Annotated in this window: 16 protein-coding genes; 14 read left to right on the top strand and 2 right to left on the bottom strand. The window is 48.4% G+C overall.

Annotated elements, in window-relative coordinates; all coding sequences use genetic code 11:
• The first annotated feature begins 68 nt into the window (after positions 1-68).
• Positions 69-929: a LysR family transcriptional regulator gene (locus tag AC4EVX_RS03120; RefSeq protein WP_490159541.1), complete on the top strand. Its 861-nt coding sequence runs from the start codon at positions 69-71 to the stop codon at positions 927-929.
• Positions 930-1,161: 232 nt separating this feature from the next.
• Here AC4EVX_RS03120 and AC4EVX_RS03115 read toward each other — a convergent pair whose 3' ends face one another.
• Positions 1,162-5,418: an acyl-CoA dehydratase activase-related protein gene (locus AC4EVX_RS03115; RefSeq protein ID WP_177977518.1), complete on the bottom strand. Its 4,257-nt coding sequence runs from the start codon at positions 5,416-5,418 to the stop codon at positions 1,162-1,164.
• Positions 5,419-5,906: 488 nt separating this feature from the next.
• Here AC4EVX_RS03115 and AC4EVX_RS03110 point away from each other — a divergent pair, with 488 nt between their 5' ends.
• From AC4EVX_RS03110 to AC4EVX_RS03095, 4 genes are all read left to right on the top strand, one after another.
• Positions 5,907-6,848, top strand: a complete 942-nt coding sequence (locus AC4EVX_RS03110; protein ID WP_177977517.1) for a magnesium transporter CorA family protein — start codon at positions 5,907-5,909, stop codon at positions 6,846-6,848.
• Positions 6,849-6,929: 81 nt separating this feature from the next.
• Positions 6,930-7,790: a hypothetical protein gene (locus tag AC4EVX_RS03105; RefSeq protein WP_177977516.1), complete on the top strand. Its 861-nt coding sequence runs from the start codon at positions 6,930-6,932 to the stop codon at positions 7,788-7,790.
• A 24-nt stretch (positions 7,791-7,814) separates the two neighbouring features.
• Positions 7,815-9,251 carry a pyruvate kinase gene (gene pyk / locus AC4EVX_RS03100; RefSeq protein ID WP_177977515.1) on the top strand — a complete coding sequence of 479 codons (1,437 nt, stop codon included), beginning with the start codon at positions 7,815-7,817 and terminating at the stop codon, positions 9,249-9,251.
• Positions 9,252-9,511: 260 nt separating this feature from the next.
• Positions 9,512-10,780, top strand: coding sequence for a diaminopimelate decarboxylase (locus AC4EVX_RS03095; protein WP_177977514.1), 1,269 nt, complete (start codon positions 9,512-9,514; stop codon positions 10,778-10,780).
• Between the two features lie 127 nt (positions 10,781-10,907).
• On the opposite strand, the gene ychF is transcribed toward AC4EVX_RS03095, so the two are convergent.
• On the bottom strand, positions 10,908-12,005 hold the full coding sequence (gene ychF / locus AC4EVX_RS03090; RefSeq protein ID WP_177977513.1) for a redox-regulated ATPase YchF: 1,098 nt from the start codon (positions 12,003-12,005) through the stop codon (positions 10,908-10,910).
• 596 nt (positions 12,006-12,601) lie between these two features.
• On the opposite strand from ychF, the gene lgt reads away from it, so the two are divergent.
• The 9 genes from lgt to murD all read left to right on the top strand — a co-directional run bounded on the left by lgt (position 12,602) and on the right by murD (position 23,092).
• A complete protein-coding gene (gene lgt / locus AC4EVX_RS03085; protein ID WP_490159540.1) occupies positions 12,602-13,465 on the top strand; it encodes a prolipoprotein diacylglyceryl transferase in 864 nt (287 codons plus the stop codon).
• A 172-nt stretch (positions 13,466-13,637) separates the two neighbouring features.
• Positions 13,638-13,793 (top strand): Spo0E family sporulation regulatory protein-aspartic acid phosphatase, encoded by a 156-nt coding sequence (locus AC4EVX_RS03080; RefSeq protein ID WP_177977511.1) that lies wholly within the window; start codon positions 13,638-13,640, stop codon positions 13,791-13,793.
• Positions 13,794-14,203: 410 nt separating this feature from the next.
• Positions 14,204-15,148 (top strand): 16S rRNA (cytosine(1402)-N(4))-methyltransferase RsmH, encoded by a 945-nt coding sequence (rsmH, locus tag AC4EVX_RS03075; protein WP_177977510.1) that lies wholly within the window; start codon positions 14,204-14,206, stop codon positions 15,146-15,148.
• 184 nt (positions 15,149-15,332) lie between these two features.
• On the top strand, positions 15,333-15,812 hold the full coding sequence (locus AC4EVX_RS03070; protein ID WP_308450445.1) for a septum formation initiator family protein: 480 nt from the start codon (positions 15,333-15,335) through the stop codon (positions 15,810-15,812).
• Between the two features lie 11 nt (positions 15,813-15,823).
• Positions 15,824-16,057, top strand: coding sequence for a hypothetical protein (locus tag AC4EVX_RS03065; protein ID WP_177977508.1), 234 nt, complete (start codon positions 15,824-15,826; stop codon positions 16,055-16,057).
• A 110-nt stretch (positions 16,058-16,167) separates the two neighbouring features.
• The gene (locus AC4EVX_RS03060) at positions 16,168-18,615 is read left to right on the top strand and encodes a peptidoglycan D,D-transpeptidase FtsI family protein (protein WP_490159547.1); all 2,448 of its coding nucleotides are present in this window, start codon (positions 16,168-16,170) and stop codon (positions 18,613-18,615) included.
• Positions 18,616-18,675: 60 nt separating this feature from the next.
• Positions 18,676-20,496, top strand: a complete 1,821-nt coding sequence (locus AC4EVX_RS03055; RefSeq protein WP_490159546.1) for a peptidoglycan D,D-transpeptidase FtsI family protein — start codon at positions 18,676-18,678, stop codon at positions 20,494-20,496.
• A gap of 180 nt (positions 20,497-20,676) precedes the next feature.
• On the top strand, positions 20,677-21,645 hold the full coding sequence (gene mraY / locus AC4EVX_RS03050) for a phospho-N-acetylmuramoyl-pentapeptide-transferase (protein WP_177977507.1): 969 nt from the start codon (positions 20,677-20,679) through the stop codon (positions 21,643-21,645).
• A gap of 91 nt (positions 21,646-21,736) precedes the next feature.
• Positions 21,737-23,092: a UDP-N-acetylmuramoyl-L-alanine--D-glutamate ligase gene (gene murD / locus AC4EVX_RS03045; RefSeq protein ID WP_308450448.1), complete on the top strand. Its 1,356-nt coding sequence runs from the start codon at positions 21,737-21,739 to the stop codon at positions 23,090-23,092.
• Positions 23,093-23,135: the final 43 nt, after the last annotated feature.

Raw genomic sequence — 23,135 nt, 5'->3', positions numbered from 1 at the left:
AAGATATATGTAAATTATTGAATTTATATCGAAATTAAATAAAATTTGTATGTTTATGGAGAAACAAAATGGAAATCAAACAGCTGGAATATTTTCGTGCGATTGTGGAAGCTGGGACGATCAGCGGAGCGGCGAGAGAACTGCATATGACGCAACCACCGCTCAGCTACCAGATTAAGATGATGGAAGAAGAGTTGAAAGTATCACTTTTCCTGCGCGGAACAAAGAGAATCACGCTGACGGAGGCGGGAAAAACCCTTTACGAACAGGCAGAGAAGATTTTGACACTCACAGAACTGACGAAGAGTGAAGTGCTAAAATCCAGTCAGGCAACAACCTTGCATATTGGGATGACGCCATCCACGGTTTCGATGATGTCAGACTATCTTCAGCAATTTGCAAGGCGATATCCGCAGATTCGATTCGATATTCATGAGGGGTCTACATTTACATTGAAAGAGCAGATTGAGAATCAGCAGGTCGATATCACGACCTTGCGAACTCCGATTGCACTCAGTGGCTGTGAAGTAAAATCACTTGCGAAGGAACGACTGCTTGCGATGGCGATTCCAGAGTATCCGTTGTTTGAGGGGAAGACCTCTGTAAGTCTGCATGAACTGATGGATCAGCCACTGATTCTTTCGCGTCGTTATCAAAAGTACATGCTCTCAGTCTTTGAAAAAGCCGGTGTGACGCAGAATATTTATTGCGCGTGTGAAGATGCCCGCACAGCACTCATTATAGCAGAAAAGGGACTTGGAATTGCGATTCTTCCGGCTTTGATGCTGAAGCAGTCGGAAAAATTGAAAGCGTGGGAGATCAAGGACGCGGATCTTGCAACGGAGATTTTGCTTGTGTGGAGAAAGGGGCGAGTAGCTGTGGAGGTGAAGAAATTTTTGGAGATGATGGAAGACGCTAAGGAAGGATAATGATGAGAGAGAAGAAATAAAGAAAGCAGGGAAGGACAACAGATAAATAGAAGCTGAGGAAATCCTGAAAAAACAAAATAAAACGAAACGTTAAAACAAGAAAACCTCCAATCGTCAGACTTAAAATCTGATGATCGGAGGTTTTCTTGTTTGCAAATTTTTTTATGAGTTTTTCGCAGGGATTTTTAATTTCTGATTTCTAAATTCTTTTATTCCCTTATTCCTGTTATTATTATTTTGTCGTCTTCAAGTTTTTCTGTGCGGTTGCCAGCATCAGTTTGATTCGGTTGAGCTGGTTGACCTCACTTGCGCCCGGATCGTAGTCGACGGCAATGATGTTTGCATCCGGATGACTCTGGCGCAGTTCCTTGATGACACCCTTTCCGACGATGTGGTTCGGCAGGCATCCGAACGGCTGGGTGCAGACGATATTCTTGACACCGCTGTGGATCAGCTCAAGCATCTCACCGGTCAAAAACCATCCCTCACCGGTCTGGTTTCCGAGGGAGACATAGTTTTTAGCCATGTCTGCAAGCTCCCAGATGCGGGACGGCGGAGTGAAGTGCTCGCTCTTCTCAAGTTCTTTTCGTGCGGTCTTTCGGAAGTACTCAAGCAGGGAGATTCCGAGGTTGCACAGGCGGGCGGAGGACTTCTTTCCACCGAGGTGATCTGCCTTGAAGTTGCTGTTGTAGAAGCAGTACAGCAGGAAATCCATCAGATCCGGCATCACAGCTTCTGCGCCTTCAGATTCAAGCAGCTCGACGATGTGGTTGTTTGCGAGCGGGGAGAACTTTACAAGGATCTCTCCGACAATGCCGACCTTCGGCTTCTGCGCGCCGGTGCGCTCAAGGCGATCGAAATCGCGGACGATTCCACGCAGGTTTCTTCCAAATTCCACCATGCCAGCGGAGCGGGTTGAGAGACTCTTGACACAGCGAGCCTTCCATTTCTCGTGAAGGGCATTTGCGGAGCCCGGAACCTTCTCATATGGGCGGGTTGCATAGAGCACGCGCATGAAGACATCTCCGTACACGACTGCCTGCATGGCCTTTGTGATCAGACCCGGAGTGAAGTTGAATCCCGGGTTTGTCTCCATGCCGTTTGCGTTGACTGAGATTACAGGAACCTGAGGCATTCCGGCTTTCTCGAGCGCGCGGCGGATGAAGCCGATGTAGTTCGATGCACGGCAACCGCCACCGGTCTGGCTCATGAAGACTGCGGTGTGGTCGAGGTCATACTTTCCGGAGAGCAGGGCATCCATGATCTGTCCGATGACGATCAGCGACGGGTAGCATGCGTCGTTGTTGACGTATTTCAGACCGACATCGATCGCATTTCGGCTGTCATTCTGGAGTACCTCAATGTTGTATCCAAATGTGCGGATTGCCGGCTCAATCAGCTCAAAGTGGATCGGAGACATCTGCGGGCACAGGAGCGTGTAGTTCTTCTTCATCTCTTTGGTGAAGACGACACGGTTGTAAGCGCTCGATACGACCTTGCGCTCAAAGTGCTTCTGGTCGCGGACACGAAGAGCGGCGATCAGGGAGCGGACACGAATGCGCGCTGCGCCGAGGTTGTTGACCTCATCGATCTTGAGCACCGTATAAATCTTTCCAGATTTGGTGAGAATATCATGGACCTGGTCGGTTGTCACGGCGTCAAGTCCACAGCCGAAGGAGTTTAACTGAATCAGGTCGAGACAGTCACTCTTCTTGACGTAGGAGGCCGCCTTGTAGAGACGGGAATGGTACATCCACTGGTCGGTGACAATCAGTGGGCGCTCAACCTCACCGAGATGACAGATCGAGTCCTCGGTCAGAACTGCCATTCCATAGGAAGTGATGAGTTCCGGGATTCCGTGGTTGATCTCCGGATCGACGTGATAAGGACGACCGGCGAGCACGATTCCGTGTTTGCCATGTTCTTTCAGCCATGCGATTGTCTCCTCGCCCTTCTTCTCCATATCCTCGCGGGATTTTAAGAGCTCAAGCCAAGCGAGATGTGCGGCTTTCTGGATCTCAACCGAAGAAATCTGGTATTCCTTGCCGATCTCGACGATCAGCTGGCGCGTCAGAATCTCCTCATTTGTAAATGCGAGGAACGGGTTCATGAAATGAACGTTGTTCTCTGCGAGCTCCTCGACGTTGTTCTTGATGTTCTCCGCGTAGGAGGTGACCATCGGGCAGTTATAATGGTTGCCGGCCTCCGGGGTCTCATTGCGCTCGTAAGGGATACACGGATAAAAGATCTCCTTGATTCCCTGACGGATCAGCCAGCTGATGTGACCGTGAACGATCTTTGCCGGGTAGCACTCGGACTCACTCGGGATCGACTCAATGCCGAGCTCATAGATCTTTCGCGTGGACTGTGGGGAGAGCACGGTGCGGAAACCAAGCTCCTTGAAAAAGACAGCCCAGAACGGGTAGTTCTCGTACATGTTAAGCACGCGCGGGATTCCGATTGTGCCATGCGGTGCCTGATCCTCCGTCAGAGGCTCGTAGTCGAACATCCGGTGATACTTGTAGTCGAAAAGGTTCGGGATCTCCTTGCGGGATTTCTCCTTGCCGAGTCCGCGTTCACAGCGGTTTCCGCTGATGAACTGGCGACCACCGCCGAAGCGGTTGATTGTCAGAACGCAGTGGTTCGTACATCCCTTGCATCGCGCCATCGAAGTGTCGTATTTGAGCGCAAGGATCTTGTCGAGCGAGAGCATCGAGGTTCCCTTTGAGCGGTTGCAACGCTCTCTTGCGATCAGAGCAGCGCCGAAAGCACCCATGATGCCGGCGATATCCGGGCGGACTGCCTCACAGCCGGAGATCTTCTCGAAACTGCGAAGAACTGCGTCGTTGTAGAATGTTCCACCCTGAACGACAACGTGCGTTCCAAGGTCGGACGGGCTGGTGATCTTGATTACCTTGTAGAGTGCGTTCTTGATGACGGAGTAGGCGAGTCCGGCAGAGATGTCTGCGACGGTTGCGCCCTCCTTCTGTGCCTGCTTGACGTTGGAGTTCATGAATACGGTACAACGCGTTCCAAGGTCGGTCGGATTCTCTGCAAAGAGTGCGGCCTTTGCGAAATCAATCACGCTGTAATTCAAGGACTTTGCAAATGTCTCGATGAAAGAGCCACAGCCCGAGGAGCAGGCCTCGTTCAACTGCACGCTGTCGACGGTGCCGTCCTTGATCTTGATGCACTTCATGTCCTGACCGCCGATGTCGAGGATGCAGTCTACATCCGGCTCAAAGAATGCAGCCGCATAGTAGTGGGAGATCGTCTCGACCTCGCCCTCGTCGAGCATGAATGCGGATTTTAAGAGTGCCTCGCCGTATCCGGTTGAACAGGACCAGGCGATATGAGCAGTCTCTGGAAGCTGAGCCTTGATCTCGCTCATCGCGCGGATGGCGGTCGCAATCGTGCTTCCGTTGTTGTTGTCATAAAAATGGTAGAGAAGGCTTCCGTCCTCACCGACGAGGGCAACTTTTGTCGTCGTCGAACCGGCGTCGATTCCGAGGAAACATTCGCCGGAATAGGTCGACAGATCGCCCCTTTTTACAGTGTGGCTTTCATGGCGCGCAAGGAAGGTGTCATAGTCTGCCTGAGTCGCAAACAGCGGTTCCATACGCTTGACCTCAAACTCCATCTTGATGCCGGAGGAGAGCTGATCGATCATGTGATCGAGGGAAACGGTCACGTCCTCCTTTGCGTTCATCGCAGAGCCGACTGCGGCGAACAGATGAGAGTGATCCGGAGCGACGATGTGGTCCTGATCGAGGTTCAGCGTCCGGATAAATGCTTTTCTCAGCTCTGGAAGGAAGTGGAGCGGACCTCCGAGGAAGGCAACGGTTCCGCGGATCGGTTTTCCGCAGGCGAGACCGCTGATTGTCTGGTTGACAACTGCCTGGAAGATCGAGGCGGAGAGGTCTTCTCTCGTCGCGCCCTCGTTGATCAGCGGCTGAATATCAGATTTTGCGAATACGCCACAGCGGGCAGCGATCGGGTAGATCATCTGATAATTCTTGGCATAGTCGTTTAAGCCCGAGGCATCCGTCTGAAGCAGGGAAGCCATCTGGTCGATGAAAGAACCGGTACCGCCGGCGCAGATTCCGTTCATTCGCTGATCGATTCCGCCGGTGAAGTAGATGATTTTGGCATCTTCACCGCCGAGCTCGATTGCGACGTCCGTCTGTGGAGCGTAGTCCTGAAGCGCAGTTGCGACGGCAACGACCTCCTGCGTAAACGGCACCTGTAAGTGGCTTGAGAGCGTGAGTCCGCCTGATCCGGTGATGCTCGGGTGAACCTCAAGGGGACCGAGTTGTTCCTTCGCTTTTTTCAGTAAAAGAGCGAGCGTCTCCTGAATATTGGCAAAGTGACGCTCGTAGTCGGAAAATAATATGTGATTGTCACCGTCTAAGACGGCGATCTTAACCGTTGTGGAACCGATGTCGATTCCCAAGGTGTAAGGTGTTTGATTTTGTGTAGGGGTTTTCATTTGGTTTTCAGTTTTTTCAGTTAGGTCTTTCGTTGTTATGTTTTTTAAATTATGCTGTGAATTCATATTTGCGGGGGAATCCCCCTGCCTCCTTTTCTTTTGAACATGTACAGTTATTTTTTTAAGCTTACCGTTATCGTATTGCATGTTTTGTAGCCTTGCAGCTTATTTACTTTACGTGATAGCACTTGATAATTTTTTGATAAATTTGATAATTTTTTAGTAATCTTATAAAAGTTGATAAAAAATCTGAATAAATGTACATTGAAGTATTCCAAAAGGCATACGAGTATTAGTCTAACATAAAACGGATATGATTACAATTTACTCTTCTGTAAAAAAAATGTGAAGAAAAAATAGAAAATGTGTTAGAAATTGAAAAATGATAAGCAATGGGTTTGACAAAAATACAGGCAGAATTTATAATGATAACGTCGCAGACAGAAATGTTTGCATAATTACGGAATCCAGATAGGCAGGGAACAGAAATGATTCGTATTTTTAAAACCGAGGACGGTGTGACCCGTCAGACGGAAGAGACAACGCCGGGATGCTGGATTTCTCTGATTGACCCAACGGCAACAGAGATTCTGGAGATTGCCGAGCGTTATGAGATCGATCCGGATGATGTGAAAGCACCTCTGGATGAAGAGGAACGTTCCCGTATTGAGATTGAAGATAATTACAGCCTGATTCTGGTGGATATTCCTGCGATTGAGGAGAGAAATGAAAAAGACTGGTATGTGACGATCCCTATGGGTATCATTATGACAAGTGATCTGATTATTACAGTCTGCCTCGAAGAAACGCCGGTACTCAACGCATTTATGGACGGACGAGTAAAAAACTTTTACACCCACATGAAGACAAGATTTATCTTGCAGATTCTTTACAAGAATGCACAGCAGTACTTACAGTATCTGCGTATTATTGATAAGAAGAGTGAGGAGGTCGAGACGACGCTTCACAAATCACAGAAGAACCGGGAACTTATTGAGCTTCTGGAACTTCAGAAGAGCTTGGTATATTTCACAACATCCCTTCGTTCAAACGAGGTGGTTCTTGAGAAACTGATGAAGAGTGAGCGAATCAAGAAGTATGAGGAAGATACGGAACTGCTGGAAGATGTTATCATAGAGAACAAGCAGGCAATCGAGATGGCGAATATCTACAACGGAATTCTGGGAGGAATGATGGATGCGTTCGGCTCTGTCATCTCCAACAACCTGAATATCGCGATGAAGTTTTTGGCGACGATCACGATTGTACTTTCGATTCCGACGATGGTCGCGAGCTTTTACGGAATGAATGTCAGTCCGACCGGGATGCCGTTTTCTACGGTTTCATACGGATTTTGGATTGTTATGGCGATCAGCCTGATCCTGACCGGAGTGGTTGCATGGATTTTCTCGAAGAAAGATCTTTTCTAAAAAATCTTTTCAAAGAAATTGTTCTTTAGAAAAAGTTTTTTAGAGAAAGCTCTCTTCTAATTAAGAAAGGAAACTCACTGAATGAAGTTCTTTTATGATCTGGAACGAAAATATCAGAGATATGCCATAAAGAATCTGATGTACTACATTGTGATTCTCTATGGAATCGGGCTGGTGCTCTATATGGCTCAGCCTTATTTTTACTGGAATTATCTGTGCCTGAATCCGATCGCGATTCTTCACGGACAGATCTGGCGAATTGTCACTTTTCTGATTTATCCTCCGGCAATCGGAAGTATGAAGATGACGAGTGTGTTCGTCGGAGTGATTGCGCTGTTTATGTATTACAGTCTGGGGCAGACGCTCGAGAATATCTGGGGTGCTTTCCGCTTTAACGTCTTTTTCTTTATGGGCGTGATCGGACAGGTGCTTGCGAGTCTTGTTGTGTATCTGTTACTGGGACAGCCCGTCGTCATGACGACCGGATTTTTGAATTTTTCCATTTTTCTGGCATTTGCGATCTATTTCCCGGATGCCCAGTTCTTGCTGTTTTTTGTTCTGCCGATCAAGGCAAAATGGCTTGCCGTGGCAGAGTGTGCAGTCTATCTGTACAGTTTTGTGTTTGGACCCTTGAGCACACGACTGGAGATCATCATGTCTCTGGCGAATGTGATTATTTTTATATTGCTGACACGCAACAATCATAAGAGTAACAGACGGTATGCGCCGAGCGAAATCCGGCGCCGGCAGAATTTCAAAAAAGAAGCCACAAAGATTGTGACACCCGGAAAGGCACGCCATCGCTGTGCTGTTTGCGGGCGCACAGAGATGGATGACCCAAATCTGGAGTTCCGCTACTGTTCAAAGTGCGAAGGGGATTATGAGTACTGTCAGGATCATCTTTACACACATAAACATGTGACGAAGGATGATGAGCATTGACCAATATATAGAAGGAGAGTCGTTATGAAGAAGACAAAGATTATCTGCACCATGGGACCAAATACCAATGATCGTAACGTAATGAAGGCATTGGCAGAGAATGGAATGGATATTGCCCGTTTCAATTTCTCTCATGGAGATTACGAGGAGCACAAGATGCGCCTTGATATGCTTAAGAGCATTCGCGAAGAGACCGGTCTCCCGATCGCTGCGGTTCTGGATACCAAGGGACCTGAGATTCGTACCGGTCTTTTGAAAGATGGGAAAAAAGTGACTCTCACAGAGGGACAGACCTTTACCCTGACTACCCGCGAGATCGTGGGCGACAGCCAGATGGTTTATATTAACTATGATGGATTAAACAGCGATGTCACTGCGGGAAACCGCATCCTGATCGATGACGGTCTGATCGAGCTTCTCGTTCAGGAAGTAAACGGAACCGACATCGTATGTAAGGTTGTAAACGGCGGTGAGCTTGGCGAGAAGAAGGGCGTAAACGTACCGAACGTCAAGATCAAGCTTCCGGCACTGACTGAGAAGGATAAGGCAGATATCCAGTTTGGTATCGAGCAGGGCTTCGATTTCATCGCAGCTTCCTTCATCCGTACCGCAGATGCAGTTCGCGAGATCCGCGCAATTCTTGACGAGGCTGGTTCTCAGATCCAGATCATTTCCAAGATCGAGAATGCAGAGGGAATCGAGAACATGGATGCGATCATCGAGGCAAGTGACGGCATTATGGTAGCTCGTGGAGACATGGGCGTAGAGATTCCGCCGGAGCAGGTTCCGCACATCCAGAAGGAGCTGATCCGCAAGTGTAATCAGGCTTGTAAGCCGGTTATCACTGCAACTCAGATGCTTGATTCCATGATCCGCAACCCGCGTCCGACCCGTGCTGAGGTTGGTGACGTTGCAAATGCTGTTTACGACGGAACCGATGTTGTTATGCTTTCCGGAGAGACTGCAATGGGTAAGTACCCGATTGAGGCTCTGAAGATGATGGCACAGATCTGTGAGACAACCGAACAGTTCCTTGACTACAATGCATATCGTCAGCGTAAGGTAAGCGCAGAGAACGAGCACAACATCTCTAACGCTGTTTGCTATTCTTCTGTTGCAACTGCTCATGATCTGAAGGCAAAGGTAATCATCGCTCCGACGATCACCGGATTCACGACCCGCCTGCTCTCCAAGTGGAGACCGGCAGCTCAGATCATCGGTCTGTCTCCGAACGCAACGACCGTTCGCCAGATGCAGTTATACTGGGGCGTAAAGCCGTATGAGGCAAGACGTGCAGATTCCACCGACCTTCTGATCGAGTCTTCCTTAGAGACTCTGAAGGAGAAGAACGTGCTGACTGCCGGTGATGTCGCAGTTGTGACCGCTGGTGTCGTAAATAAGGCAGATCGCCATGAGCCGGCTGCTTACACGAACATCATGCGTGTTGTAGTGGTGGATTAATTCTAATAATCTTCTTTTGAGTTATATCAGGTATAATGAAATAGAACTGGACAAAGAAGCCCGTTATAGGTTACAATCATACAGATTGAAGCCTGTTTCGGGCTTTTTGAATTTTAAAATTTGGAAATTTTGAAAAAGCGTCTGAGTGTTTGATTGTGGATTTTTAAGTGGGAATCTTCGGTTATTCGATGATCGAGTTGTTCACAGAAATTTGTAAAAACAGTAAAAAACAGAAAATTAATCTGAGAGGAGATACAAAAGTGGAGAAGAAACCATTTGTGACAAAGGAACAGTTAGAGGAAATCGCAAAGACTTATCCGACCCCGTTTTATCTGTACGATGAAAAGGGAATCCGTGAGAATGCAAAGCGTCTGAAAGAGGCATTTGCATGGAATCCGGGATACAAGGAGTATTTCGCAGTAAAGGCAACTCCGAACCCGTACATTCTTCAGATTCTGAAAGACTACAGATGCGGAACCGACTGTTCTTCTGCAACGGAGCTGATGATGTCCGATGCAGTTGGATTTTCCGGACATGACATCATGTTTTCTTCCAACGATACCCCGATTCAGGAGTTTAAGCTGGCAAATGATCTCGGAGCCATCATCAACCTCGATGATATCACCCATATCGAGAGCGTAGAGCAGGCAGTTGGATACATCCCGAAGACGATCAGCTGTCGTTACAATCCGGGTGGAATGTTCAAGATCAGCAACGACATCATGGACAACCCGGGCGATTCCAAGTACGGAATGACGACCGAGCAGATCTTTGAGGCATTCAAGATCCTCAAGGCAAAGGGCGCTGAGGAGTTCGGTATTCATGCCTTCCTTGCAAGCAACACTGTGACAAACGAGTACTATCCGATGCTCGCAAAGGTTCTGTTTGAGCTGGCTGTTCGTCTTCAGAAAGAGACTGGCGCTCACATCAAGTTCATCAACCTGTCCGGTGGTGTAGGTGTTCCGTATCGCCCGGATCAGGAGCCGAATGATATCGCAGTGATCGGAGAGGGAGTTCGCAAAGTTTACGAGGAGACTCTGGTTCCGGCAGGAATGGGAGATGTTGCGATCTACACCGAGATGGGACGTTTCATGCTCGCACCGTATGGCTGTCTCGTGACCCGTGCAATCCATGAGAAGCATACCTACAAAGAGTATATCGGTGTAGATGCCTGCGCAGTAAATCTGATGCGTCCGGCTATGTATGGCGCTTATCATCACATTACCGTGATGGGAAAAGAAAATGAGCCGTGCGATCACAAGTACGATGTAGTCGGTTCTCTGTGCGAGAACAACGATAAGTTCGCGATTGACCGTATGCTTCCGGAGATTGAGAGAGGAGATCTGCTCGTGATCCACGATACCGGTGCTCACGGATTTGCGATGGGTTACAACTACAACGGAAAGCTGAAATCCGCAGAACTGCTTCTGAAGGAAGACGGCAGTGTGAAGATGATCCGCAGAGCCGAGACCGCAAAGGATTATTTTGCAACTCTGGACTGCTGTGATATGATGAAGAAGTATCTGTAAGGGGTTGGCTTGTCAGATACTTTGAATAAAAAACGGACAGGAGACTTTCAAATCTTCTGTCCGTTTTTGCATATTTGCCATGTTAAGGACGCATTATCAACACGTCCGATGAATCAGCAGATGATTCTTATACATTGAAGCGGAAGAGAATTACATCGCCATCTTTTACAACGTAATCTTTTCCTTCCAGTCCTACAAGACCTTTCTCCTTTGCCTTTGCGTAGGTTCCGCAGTCGAGCAGATCCTGGTAATTTACAACCTCTGCACGGATGAATCCACGCTCAAAATCGGAGTGGATCTTTCCTGCTGCCTGAGGAGCCTTTGTGCCGACCTTGATTGTCCATGCACGGGTCTCGTCCTCACCGGAGGTCAGGTAGCTGATCAGACCGAGCAGACGGTAGCTTGCTGCGATCAGCTTGTCAAGACCGGACTCTTCGAGACCGAGGGCATCGAGATATTCCTGCTTTTCATCGTCGTCAAGCTCGGAGATCTCCTCCTCGATGCGGGCACAGATGACAAATACCTCAGAGTTGTTTTCTTTTGCGTACTCGCGGACAGCAGAAACATGGGCATTGTTTGCGCCGTCGTCTGCCAAATCGTCCTCGCCTACGTTAGCGGCGAAGATAACCGGCTTGCAGGTCAGCAGGTTCAGGGAGTTGACGAATGCCATGACATCCTCGTCATCGTTCTCATAACTGCTTGCCAGCTTGCCATCCTCAAGAATTGCCTTCAGTTCTTTTAAAATCTCAAGCTCCTTTGCAAGAGATTTGTCGTTGAAGGCAGACTTCGTGGTCTTTGCAATTCTGCGCTCGAGAATTTCCAGATCAGAGAAGATCAGCTCCAGATTGATTGTCTCGATGTCACGGATCGGATCAACAGATCCCTCAACGTGGATAACGTTCGGATCTTCAAAGCAACGGACAACGTGAACGATCGCATCTACCTCACGGATGTTTGCAAGGAACTGGTTTCCAAGTCCCTCACCCTTGGACGCACCCTTTACAAGTCCGGCGATATCTACGAACTCGATGACTGCCGGGGTTACTTTCTTGGAGTGATAGAGATCTCCGAGAAGTTTCAGACGCTTATCCGGTACGGTTACGATTCCGACGTTCGGATCGATCGTACAGAACGGATAGTTGGCGGACTCAGCGCCAGCTTTTGTCAAAGAGTTAAAGAGCGTGCTTTTGCCGACGTTCGGCAGTCCCACAATACCTAATTTCATTTTATAAAAGCCTCCTGATTCTTATCGTATCTTTTTGTTTCCCAGATATCTTCTGAACAAATGGGATAAAACATTTGGAAAACACTTTTATCTACTATATCATAGGAAAAGTAAAAAGTAAATTGAGAGAACTGCGAGGATGCAGATTTTTGAGAAAAGCATAGGGGAAAAAGAGTTTATTAACAGGAGAATAAGGTGGTTTTGCGTTTCATGTCTGTAGTATAATGAGGATAAAAGAAAAATCTAATTTTATTTCGACAAAGAGAGACAAAAAAGGCAGATGTAAAAATTAGGTTTTTTGATGAGCGGGTGGAAGCATCGGAGCGGAATATAGTCTGGTGGAAGAATCCGACTAAATAGTTGGAGCTTTTGGTGTCTTATCCGGAAAAATCGCTTGCTTTTTGTGCCGAGAACTTGTAGCATAGAACTTGCAGTTCTTGAGCTTTCCTGTTGAACAGTGGAGTGATGTCAGAAAGTTTGCGCTGGAAGAAAAATTTTTCTGTCGAATTATAGCGCAATAAGTCGTCCGATTGTGTTTGATTTTGGAAGGTGGGGGCTGTAAAATAGAGAGGACATCGAAAGGAGCATGTATCACAATGGAAGGTGCAGATATTAGCTTTGTACACCTTGGAATTACCATACAGCATTTGTCGAACAGCATTTCTGTATTTGGATTTCGGATTGCCTACTATGGGATTATCATCGGACTGGGAATGCTTGCAGGCATTTGGGTTGTCCAGTCCGATGCAAAGAGAAGAGGGCAGGACCCGGAACTGTATCTGGACTTTGCTTTGTATGGGATTATTTTTTCCATCATTGGGGCAAGAGTTTATTATGTAGTTTTTGAATGGGATAACTATAAAAACAATCTGCTGGAGATCTTCAATCTTCGGGCAGGCGGACTGGCAATCTATGGAGGTGTGATTGGCGCAGTTCTTACGTTAATTGTATTTACCCGCATGCGGAAAGTTTCCTTTTTCTCGATGGCGGATACCGGAGTGCTTGGTCTGGTGACCGGTCAGCTTATCGGACGCTGGGGCAATTTCTTTAACCGGGAAGCCTTTGGAGGATACACGGACAGCCTGTTTGCAATGCGGATTAAGCGTTCCATTGTGAATGATAATATGCTGAATACGGATGTTCTGAAACATATGATTGTTGATCAGGGGGTAGAGTATATTCAGGTTCATCCTACTTTTTTTTATGAGTCGTGCTGGAATCTGGGGCTTCTGTGCTTTATGCTCTGGTACCGGAAACGGAAAAAATTTGACGGGGAGATGCTCTGGATTTATTTGCTTGGATACGGAACAGGGAGATTTTGGATTGAAAGTCTGCGAACCGACCAGCTGATCCTGTTTGGAACCGGACTTCCGGTTTCTCAGGTACTGTCGCTGACCTTGGTGATTGTGGCTGTGGGAAATTTGATTGTTCGTCGCAGAAAGCTGAGTCATATGTTGTAAGAGGTATCGCAAGATATTACATAGAAATATGGCAGACAACATCTGGAAGGTGTGGGCAACAGAATCCTCATTCTAAAATAAAATTCTGCAACCTGATTGGCAAACTTGAAAAAAGAACGTTCGGAATCATCGTAGATTTGATTCAGCGCAAGACAAAAGGAGAGGCATAAAAATGAGAATTCCGAAAGAAGAGTTGATACTGGAGATCGAGAAGGCAAGAAAGGCTTTGAATCACAGCATTGAATCGGGAGAAACTTACGAATCTGTCTATCAGAACAGTGTGGATCTGGATCATTTGATTGAGGAGTACATACTGGAGGGATTTTGAAAAACGGATGAGATCAGGAAAAAAACGACTGCTTCTGTCAGGGGGGGGAACGACAGAGCAGTCGTTTTTTTATTTCACTATTTTGATATAACGTCTGAAGGACAATAGATTCTTTGTTCACATTCTTTTTCAAATATTCTTGAAATTTTCAGAAGGATGTACTAAAATAAATCTACAAGTATGAGAAGTGGGACAAAGTGGCAGAATTGTCGCTGATTGCGTGGGGACGTGAACAGTGGCGCAAGGTTTGCAAAGAATCATAAAAAATTATGGATTTTTTGCAAATTTCAGAGTGTAGCCGAAGGATGAGTCCGTTATAAATGACGATGGAGTCTGACGGTTGCAGGTCTGCGTTTTTCCACTTTTTTTGCTTATAGTGAGAACATGAAAGATCTGGGAGTAACGATAAGATGGCATTTGAACACAAATCCGTTTTGCTTGAAGAAACGATAGACAGCCTGATGGTAAAACCGGACGGCATCTATGTAGACGGAACACTCGGAGGAGGCGGTCACGCTTCGGAGGTGTGCAGACGTCTTGGAGAGGGAGGGCGCCTGATTGGAATTGATCAGGATGCCGATGCGATCCGTGCAGCTTCAGAGCGATTGAAGCCGTATGGGGATCATGTTACGGTTGTGCGAAGCAACTATGTGAATATTGCTCAGATCCTGAGTGATCTGGGAATTGAGAAAGTGAACGGCATTTATCTGGATCTGGGAGTTTCCTCATATCAGCTGGATACAGCGGAGCGTGGATTTACTTACCGGGATGAGAATGCCCCGCTTGATATGCGCATGGATCAGAGAAATACAAAGACAGCGGCAGACATTGTGAACACCTACACAGAATCCGATCTTTACCGGATTATCCGTGATTATGGGGAAGACAAGTTTGCAAAAAATATTGCGAAGCACATTGTAAAGAGGCGTGAGGAGAAGCCGATTGAAACAGCCGGGGAATTGACGGAGGTCATCAAGGCGGCGATTCCGATGAAGGTGCGCGCGACCGGAGGACATCCGGCCAAGAGGACGTTTCAGGCGATCAGAATCGAGCTGAATCAGGAGCTTGAAGTACTGAAAAACTCGATTGACACGATGATTGATCTGCTTGCTCCGGGCGGAAGACTGAGCATTATCACCTTCCATTCGCTTGAGGATCGGATCGTGAAGAACCGTTTTCGGACGAATGAGAATCCTTGTATCTGTCCGCCGGGATTTCCGGTATGCATGTGCGGGAAAAAGAGTAAGGGAAAAGTAATTACAAGAAAACCAATCCTTCCCTCCGAGGTGGAGATGGAGGAGAATCCTCGTGCAAAGAGCGCAAAACTTCGCGTTTTTGAGCGGGGAGAAGAGTGATCAGTCCCGAGAGGGACTGGAAAAAGTGTCAGCTGATTAGATGACAGGGAAGAGAAAGAAACAACGACAAAAGAATCGGCTGATTGAGATGAACAAAAAAAGATTGATACCGGGAAACAAAAAGGGAAAAGGGAAAATAAGAGGAAAAAAGAATAACGTCAAACCAAGACGGGGAGGGGATAGTATGGCTGAAAAGAGAAGAATGAAACAACCACCTTATGTGTATGGCACTGCGGTAGAACAGACAGTGCCGTCACGCCAGCCGGGACGGGAAGAACGCAACCAGATCCGGCACAAGCGGAGAGTCAGCCGTGCTGTCAGACGGAATCAGGAGAAGGCGCTTCAAATGGATGTGCCTTACGTTCTTGCATTGACGGTTGCAGCGATGAGTGCGCTCTATATCTGTGTGAGCTATCTGCAGGTGCAGTCTACGATTACGGGAAGAATCCACAACATTGAGAAGCTGGAGCAGGAAGTGGAGAGTCTGAAATCGGAGAACGATGCGCTTCAGACGAGAATCAACATATCGGTTGATCTGGATCATATCTATAAGGTTGCGACGGAAGAGCTGGGGATGGTATATGCGAACCGTGATCAGGTTCGTCTGTACGACAAAAAAGAAAGCGAGTACGTAAAACAGAATGAGGACATCCCGAAACACTGATTCCAGAAAGAATGCCCGGAATCAGTCCGGAAAAAGAAATAAAAATCGTACCGGCAATACGAGCAATCGCAAAAAGACCAGCAAAAACAGCAGAGTTAGCAATAACAGAACTAGCAACAACAATAGTAATAACAATAGTAATAGCAATAATAGAAACAATAACGACAGGAACAACAGTAATAATAGAAATAATAGCAACAGAAATACGAATACCAGAAATCGCGTTGGCGGCGGGCTGGCAGTGAAGTCTGCCGGCAGAGCCAGAACGATCAGCAGTGCGAGAGTTACAGGTACTGCGAAAAATGCAGGGTTCAGAGAAAATAACAGCAACATAAGAAATGCAGGCGCAGTCAACATGAGAGGCAACAACAGAAACAGCGGTCGCACCGGATATTCGGGTTCTGGATATACAGGTTCCGGATATACCGGAGGCGCAGGAAATCAGGGGGAGGATTCAAGAACGTCCTCCGCTTCAAATGCAAAGAATTCCGGAAAAAAGCGGATTTTTGTGAGATACATGCAGGAGAAGCTGGCGATGACGGGAATCATCATCCTCCTTCTTGCGGTGGCTGTGACATGGAGACTGTACTCGATTATCACGAAAAATGAGGACAAATACACGCAGATTGTTTTGGCACAGCAGTCGTATGACAGCCGTGTAATCCCATATCGGCGCGGAGACATTGTTGACCGCAATGGAACATATCTGGCAACGACGGAGAAGGTGTACAACCTGATCATTGATCCGCAACAGATCATGTCAAAAGAGGAGAATTATCTGGATGCATCGGTGCAGGCACTGGTGAACGTTTTTGGATATGATGAGAATACGATGCGCACACTGATCACAGAGAACAAGGATAAGGCGTACATCCGCTATGCGAGAAAACTCTCCTATGATGATAAGGAAAACTTTGAGAATTATCAGAAGGAGACGAACAAGGCAAATGCGAAGGCAGACTCGAAGGCGCGCGTAAAGGGTGTCTGGTTTGAGGATGAGTACCGCAGACTTTACCCGTACAATTCCCTCGCCTGCAATGTGATCGGATTTTCCGGCACGGACAGCGGACTTGGCGGAATTGAGCAGTCTTACAACAGTTCCCTGATCGGAACAAACGGACGCGAGTACGGATACTTAAATGACGATTCCAACCTTGAGCGGGTGATCAAACCGGCGACAAACGGAAATACCGTTGTATCGACGATCGATGTCAATATTCAGAATGCCGTCGAGAAGCGGATTCAGGAGTGGGAACAGCAGACGGGATCAAAGCAGATCGGCGTTGTTGTCATGGATCCGGATACCGCGGAAGTGCTCGCAATGGCGAGCGGAAGCACGTTTGATCTGAACAATCCGCGTGTGATCGGGGATCGCTTTAACGACGATCAGATCTGGCAGTTCGGTCTGAAAGAGGCGACAGCGACCTGGAATCGAAAGCACAAGGAGGAGACACCGATCACTCAGGATCAGGTGCGCTCTTATTATACGGACGATGAGATTCGCTCGTTTGGCCAGCAGGTCGCATGGAACCAGATCTGGAGAAACTACTGCATCAGTGATACCTATGAGCCGGGTTCCCCGTCGAAGATTTTCACCGTGGCAACGGCACTCGAGGAGGGGATCATTTCCCAGAACGACACGTTTTTCTGTGACGGTTCTCAGGAGGTTGCCGGTGTGCAGATCAAGTGTGATGCCTGGAGACGAGGCGGACATGGAGTTCTGACGCTTGAGGAGACCTTGATGCAGTCCTGCAACGATGCAATGATGCAGATTGTGGCAAAGAGCGGGGCTTCGCTGTTCTCCAAATATCAGAAGATGTTTGGCTTCGGTGCAAAGACCGGAATTGATCTTCCGGGTGAGGCGGATACGAAGAATCTGATCTACGATGCGCAGAATTTGAGACCGGTGGAGCTTGCGACGAACTCGTTCGGACAGGGCTATAACTGTACGATGATTCAGATGGCAGCGGCATACTGTTCCGTGATCAACGGAGGTTCCTACTATGAGCCTCATGTCGTCAGACAGATTCTTGATGAGCAGGGTTCCGTTGTCAAGAAAATTGAGCCGAAGCTCGTGCGCGAGACCGTATCGGAGTCGACGAGCACGTTTATCAAGCATGCACTGTTCAGGACTGTCAATGAAGGTACCGGAAAGGCAGCCGCAGTTGCCGGATATGACATTGCGGGAAAGACCGGAACAGCAGAGAAGATTCCGAGAAGACAGGGCAATTACCTGCTCTCGTTCTGTGGATTTGCCCCGGCGGACGATCCTCAGGTTCTCGTCTATGTGACGATCGATGAGCCTCATGTGGAGGATCAGGCGCACAGCTCCTATGCGGCTGGTGTGTTTGCGAATATCATGCAGGACATCCTTCCGTATATGAATGTCTTCTCGTCGGTGGATGTACAGAATGTCGATGAATCACTTGCCTCCCAGCTTCCGGGCGCAGAGGGAATCACGGACAATAATGGAACACCGACAGAGACCGCACCGGAGGAGACGAAGATTTACGACACCGATGAGTATGTGGACTCCGCAGATGGTGGAAATGGGATTCCTGACAATATGCCGGAGGGAGCAGAGACTTCTGAGACAGAGATTGTGATTGAGCCGGGAAGTGAGGCGATCGATGTGGATTCCCTGCCGGATGTGAGCGCTCAGGTGAGTGTGAGCACCGAGGCGGAGACGCCGGGGGGAGAGACCGCAGAGGCTTCCCAAGGCTCTGAGACCGAGAATCAGACCCAGGGAGGCTCTGAGGGAGAAGCTGAAGCAGGTTCTGATCCGAGTGCAGAGGGAGAATAAAATCTGATTGTTTGCCATATCCTGTAATGATGAGTGCTCGGGAGAGGTTCTGATTTCATGATGACCCGTCATCGGAAAAAAATTGCCGTCCTGTGTGTTTTGCTGTGCCTGTGCATGGTAGGACTCACAGGACGGCTTGTTTATCTGATGCTTTTCTGTTCCGCGCAGTACAGCCAGATGGCGGAGGAGCTGCATCAGCGGGAGCGCAAGATCAAGTCTGCCCGAGGAAGAATTCTCGATGCAAATGGAGTCGTGATCGCAGATAATCGAACCGTGTGCACGATCTCGGTCATTTACAATCAGGTTGAAGACCGGGAACTCGTGATCGAGACATTGACGAGAGAGCTTGAGATGGAGGAGAAGACGGTGCGGGCGCGCGTTGAGAAGCGAAGCTCGCGCGAGATTATCCGGACAAATGTCGAGAAAGAGGTCGGAGATCGCATCCGCACGTTCCATCTTGCAGGAGTCAAGGTCGATGAGGATTACCGGCGCACCTATCCGTTTGGCTCTCTCGCATCGAAAGTGCTCGGATTTACCGGAGGGGACAATCAGGGCATCATCGGTCTCGAGGTTCAGTATGAGTCTGTGCTTAAGGGAACAAATGGGACGATTCTGACGATGACGGATGCGAAGGGCGTTGAACTCGAAAATGCGTTTGAGGACCGGATTGAGCCGATTGCGGGCATGGATCTTCAGATCAGTCTCGATGTGAACATCCAGAAGTATGCCGAACAGCTTGCAACGCTTGCGATGGAGCAAAAAGGTGCAAAGAAAGTCTCGATGATTGTCATGAATCCACAAAACGGGGAGATTCTTGCGATGGCAAATGTCCCTGAATTCAACTTAAATCAGCCGTTTACACTGACGAAGGAGATTCTCGCGCAGACGCAAAGTGTCCCAGGGCGTGCAGAAAATTTGGGAGATTCAGAGAGCACAGAAAATTCGGGAAATTCCGTGGGCACGGAGCAAGCGGTGCTTTCATCGAAAGAACGACAGGAACTTTTAAATCAGATGTGGAGAAATCCGGCGATCAACGATACTTACGAGCCGGGCTCGACGTTTAAGATTATCACGGCGAGCGCCGGGCTTGAAGCCGGAGTTGTCACGCTGAATGACACATTTTCGTGCCCGGGATTTCGGATCGTTGAGGATCGAAAAATCCGTTGCCATAAGGTCGGAGGGCACGGATCAGAGACCTTTCTTCAAGGCGCAATGAACTCGTGCAATCCGGTCTTTATCGATGTGGGGCAGAGGCTTGGAGTCGACCGGTACGTCGATTATTTTGAGCAGTTTGGTCTTCGAGGAAAGACGGGGATTGACCTGCCGGGAGAAGCCGGGACGATCATGCACCGCAGAGAAAATATGGGACCGGTTGAGCTTGCGACGGTCTCGTTCGGGCAGTCATTTCAGATCACGCCGATTCAGCTGATCACGACAGTCGCCTCTCTCGTTAACGGCGGGCGCAGGGTCACTCCTCATTTTGGGGTGCGTGCTGTGAGTGCGGACGGGACACAGGTGCAGGAGTTCTCATGGAAGGAGAAGGGGCAGATTCTTTCGGAGAAGACGAGTGAGACGCTTCGCTATGTGCTCGAACAGGTTGTCGCAGAGGGAAGCGGAAAGAAAGCCTCGGTCGAGGGGTATCGGATCGGTGGAAAGACAGCGACCTCCGAGAAGCTTCCGCGAAGTCGGAAAAAGTATATCTCCTCGTTTCTCGGGTTTGCCCCGGCGAACGATCCGCAGGTGATTGCGTTAATCACAATCGATGAACCGCAGGGGATTTATTACGGCGGAACAATTGCGGCTCCGGTGATTGCCGATCTTTTTCAAAATATTTTGCCGTATCTTGGAGTTGAGAAGGACTCTGTCAGTGCCGGGCAATGACAGGGGTGACAGATAGCAGTGACAGACAATCGTAATAGACCGCAGTGGCAGCAGATTTTGCAGATCATCCAAATCCTGTTTGTACAACGTGTAACACAAACTTGATTATTCGTACAAAAAGACGTATACTATACGATGTCTGGTTTGACGGACAGACTACATAACCGATAGGAGTGCACTATGATTAACGAAACGATATTAGCGATTATTATTGCCTTTGCGATCAGCGCAATTCTCTGCCCGATCGTGATCCCGTTTCTTCACAAGCTGAAATTTGGACAGCAGGTTCGCTTAGATGGTCCGCAGGCACATTTGAAGAAGCAGGGAACACCGACGATGGGAGGTCTTGTGATTCTCGCGTCGATTGTGATTACCTCGCTGTTTTACATGAAAGATTACCCGAAGATCATTCCGGTTCTGTTTGTGACAGTCGGATTTGGAATCATTGGTTTTCTTGATGACTACATCAAGATTGTGATGAAGCGCTCGGAGGGACTCAACCCGATCCAGAAACTGATTGGTCAGTTTGTGATTACCGGCATCTTTGTGTGGTATCTGATTCATTCCGGTGAGGTCGGAACCTCGATGCTGATCCCGTTTACGGGCGGATTTGAACATGGATATTATGTGAGTCTGGGAGTTCTGTTTATTCCCTTTGTATTTTTTGTTGTCCTTGGAACGGATAACGGCGTGAACTTTACGGACGGAGAGGATGGACTGTGCACGAGCGTGACAATCCTCGTTGCGACGTTTCTGACGATCATTGCGATCGGAGAGAACAGCGGAATCAGCCCGATCACCGGTGCCGTTGTGGGAAGTCTTCTCGGTTTCCTTCTGTTTAACGTCTATCCGGCAAAAGTGTTTATGGGAGACACCGGTTCTCTCGCGCTCGGCGGATTTGTGGCTTCGAGTGCATTTATGATGCAGATGCCGTTGTTCATCCCGATCATCGGTCTGATCTATCTGGTGGAGGTACTCTCCGTCATTATGCAGGTCGGCTACTTCAAGGCAACGAAGGGAAAACGAATTTTCAAGATGGCTCCGATTCATCATCACTTTGAACTGTGCGGTTGGTCAGAGACGAGAGTGGTGGCAGTATTTTCCACCGTTACGGCTCTTCTCTGTCTCGTAGCGTATCTTGGTCTGTAAGGTCGAAATGTCGACGAGATTACGAAGAAATACGAACGAAGAAATACGAACAGAACTTAGAATGTCAACTTGAAATTAGGAGGAAATGTACATGAGCAGTCAGAAAGTATTAGTGGCAGGTTGTGGAAAAAGTGGAATCTCTGCGGCAAAACTTCTCCTGAAAATGGGCGGGGAGGTTGTGCTTTATGATGGAAATGAGAAACTGGATCCGGAGAAGATTCGGGAAAATTTTGAGGAGGATGACAAGCTGACAATCGTCCTTGGACCGCTGTCCCGCACCGATCTTGTCGGCGTGGAGCTGTCGATCATCAGTCCGGGTATCCCGCTTGACGCACCGTTTGTGCCGGTTCTCGATGACGCAAAGATTCCGATCTGGAGTGAGATTCAGCTGGCTTATCATGTGTCAAAGGGCAAGCTGATTGCAATCACCGGAACGAACGGAAAGACGACGACGACGGCACTGACCGGCGCGATTATGAAGACGTATTTTGATGAGGTCTTTGTGGTTGGAAACATCGGAATCCCTTACACCGAGACAGCGCTTGAGACGACGGAGAAGTCTGTGACGGTTGCTGAGGTTTCCAGCTTCCAGCTCGAGACAATCATGGATTTCCATCCGAATGTCAGCGCAATTTTAAACATCACGCCGGACCACCTGAATCGTCACGGAACGATGGAAAATTACATCGCTGTGAAGGAGCGCATCACCGAGAATCAGACCGAGAAGGACTGCGTAGTGCTCAACTACGACGATCCGGTTCTGAGAGAGTTTGGCGAGAAGGAAGACCGCAAGCCGAGCGTATTCTGGTTCTCGAGTACCCAGAAACTCAAATCCGGCATGTATCTCGACGGAGATCTGATCATGTATGCGCATGATGGAAAGATCGAGGAGATTGTAAATGTCCATGATCTTCAGCTTCTCGGAAAGCACAATTATGAGAATGTGATGGCAGCAGTTGCAATGGCGATCCGCATCGGCGTTCCGATGGACTTGATTCGCAAGGCAGTCAAGGCATTCAAGGCAGTTGAGCATCGAATCGAGTTCGTCTTGGAGCGTGCGGGCGTGCGCTACTACAATGATTCCAAGGGAACGAATCCGGATGCAGCAATTCAGGCAATCCGCGCAATGCCGGGACCGACGGTTCTGATTGCGGGCGGATACGACAAGCACAACGAGTATGACGAGTGGATTGAGGAATTCGGCAACAAGGTCAAGTATCTCGTGCTGATCGGTCAGACCCGTGACAAGATCGCAGAGTGCGCGAGAAAGCACGGATTTACGGAGATCATGTATGCGGAGGATATGCCGGAGGCTGTCCGTGTCTGCGCCGCTTACGCAAACGCAGGCGACAATGTGCTTCTCTCACCGGCATGTGCAAGCTGGGGCATGTTCGACAACTACGAGCAGAGAGGTGAGATCTTTAAGGAGTGTGTGAGAAATCTTTAAGATCTGGAAAATTTTGAGAGCACATCAAAGAAATTAGGAGGAC

It is taken from the genome of Brotaphodocola sp., assembly GCF_983179755.1.
The sequence above is the reverse complement of the archived record's forward strand: the minus strand, read 5'-3'. Positions and strand labels throughout refer to the sequence as shown.

Excerpts from the sequence above, each read along its gene's own strand:
- AC4EVX_RS03060 (WP_490159547.1), top strand. The coding sequence starts at position 16,168 with ATGAGAGGCAACAACAGAAACAGCGGTCGCACCGGATATTCGGGTTCT.
- AC4EVX_RS03070 (WP_308450445.1), top strand. The coding sequence starts at position 15,333 with ATGGCTGAAAAGAGAAGAATGAAACAACCACCTTATGTGTATGGCACT.
- rsmH (WP_177977510.1), top strand. The coding sequence starts at position 14,204 with ATGGCATTTGAACACAAATCCGTTTTGCTTGAAGAAACGATAGACAGC.
- AC4EVX_RS03110 (WP_177977517.1), top strand. The coding sequence starts at position 5,907 with ATGATTCGTATTTTTAAAACCGAGGACGGTGTGACCCGTCAGACGGAA.
- pyk (WP_177977515.1), top strand. The coding sequence starts at position 7,815 with ATGAAGAAGACAAAGATTATCTGCACCATGGGACCAAATACCAATGAT.
- ychF (WP_177977513.1), bottom strand. The coding sequence starts at position 12,005 with ATGAAATTAGGTATTGTGGGACTGCCGAACGTCGGCAAAAGCACGCTC.
- AC4EVX_RS03115 (WP_177977518.1), bottom strand. The coding sequence starts at position 5,418 with ATGAAAACCCCTACACAAAATCAAACACCTTACACCTTGGGAATCGAC.
- AC4EVX_RS03055 (WP_490159546.1), top strand. The coding sequence starts at position 18,676 with ATGACCCGTCATCGGAAAAAAATTGCCGTCCTGTGTGTTTTGCTGTGC.
- AC4EVX_RS03120 (WP_490159541.1), top strand. The coding sequence starts at position 69 with ATGGAAATCAAACAGCTGGAATATTTTCGTGCGATTGTGGAAGCTGGG.
- AC4EVX_RS03080 (WP_177977511.1), top strand. The coding sequence starts at position 13,638 with ATGAGAATTCCGAAAGAAGAGTTGATACTGGAGATCGAGAAGGCAAGA.
- murD (WP_308450448.1), top strand. The coding sequence starts at position 21,737 with ATGAGCAGTCAGAAAGTATTAGTGGCAGGTTGTGGAAAAAGTGGAATC.
- lgt (WP_490159540.1), top strand. The coding sequence starts at position 12,602 with ATGGAAGGTGCAGATATTAGCTTTGTACACCTTGGAATTACCATACAG.
- mraY (WP_177977507.1), top strand. The coding sequence starts at position 20,677 with ATGATTAACGAAACGATATTAGCGATTATTATTGCCTTTGCGATCAGC.
- AC4EVX_RS03065 (WP_177977508.1), top strand. The coding sequence starts at position 15,824 with ATGCCCGGAATCAGTCCGGAAAAAGAAATAAAAATCGTACCGGCAATA.
- AC4EVX_RS03105 (WP_177977516.1), top strand. The coding sequence starts at position 6,930 with ATGAAGTTCTTTTATGATCTGGAACGAAAATATCAGAGATATGCCATA.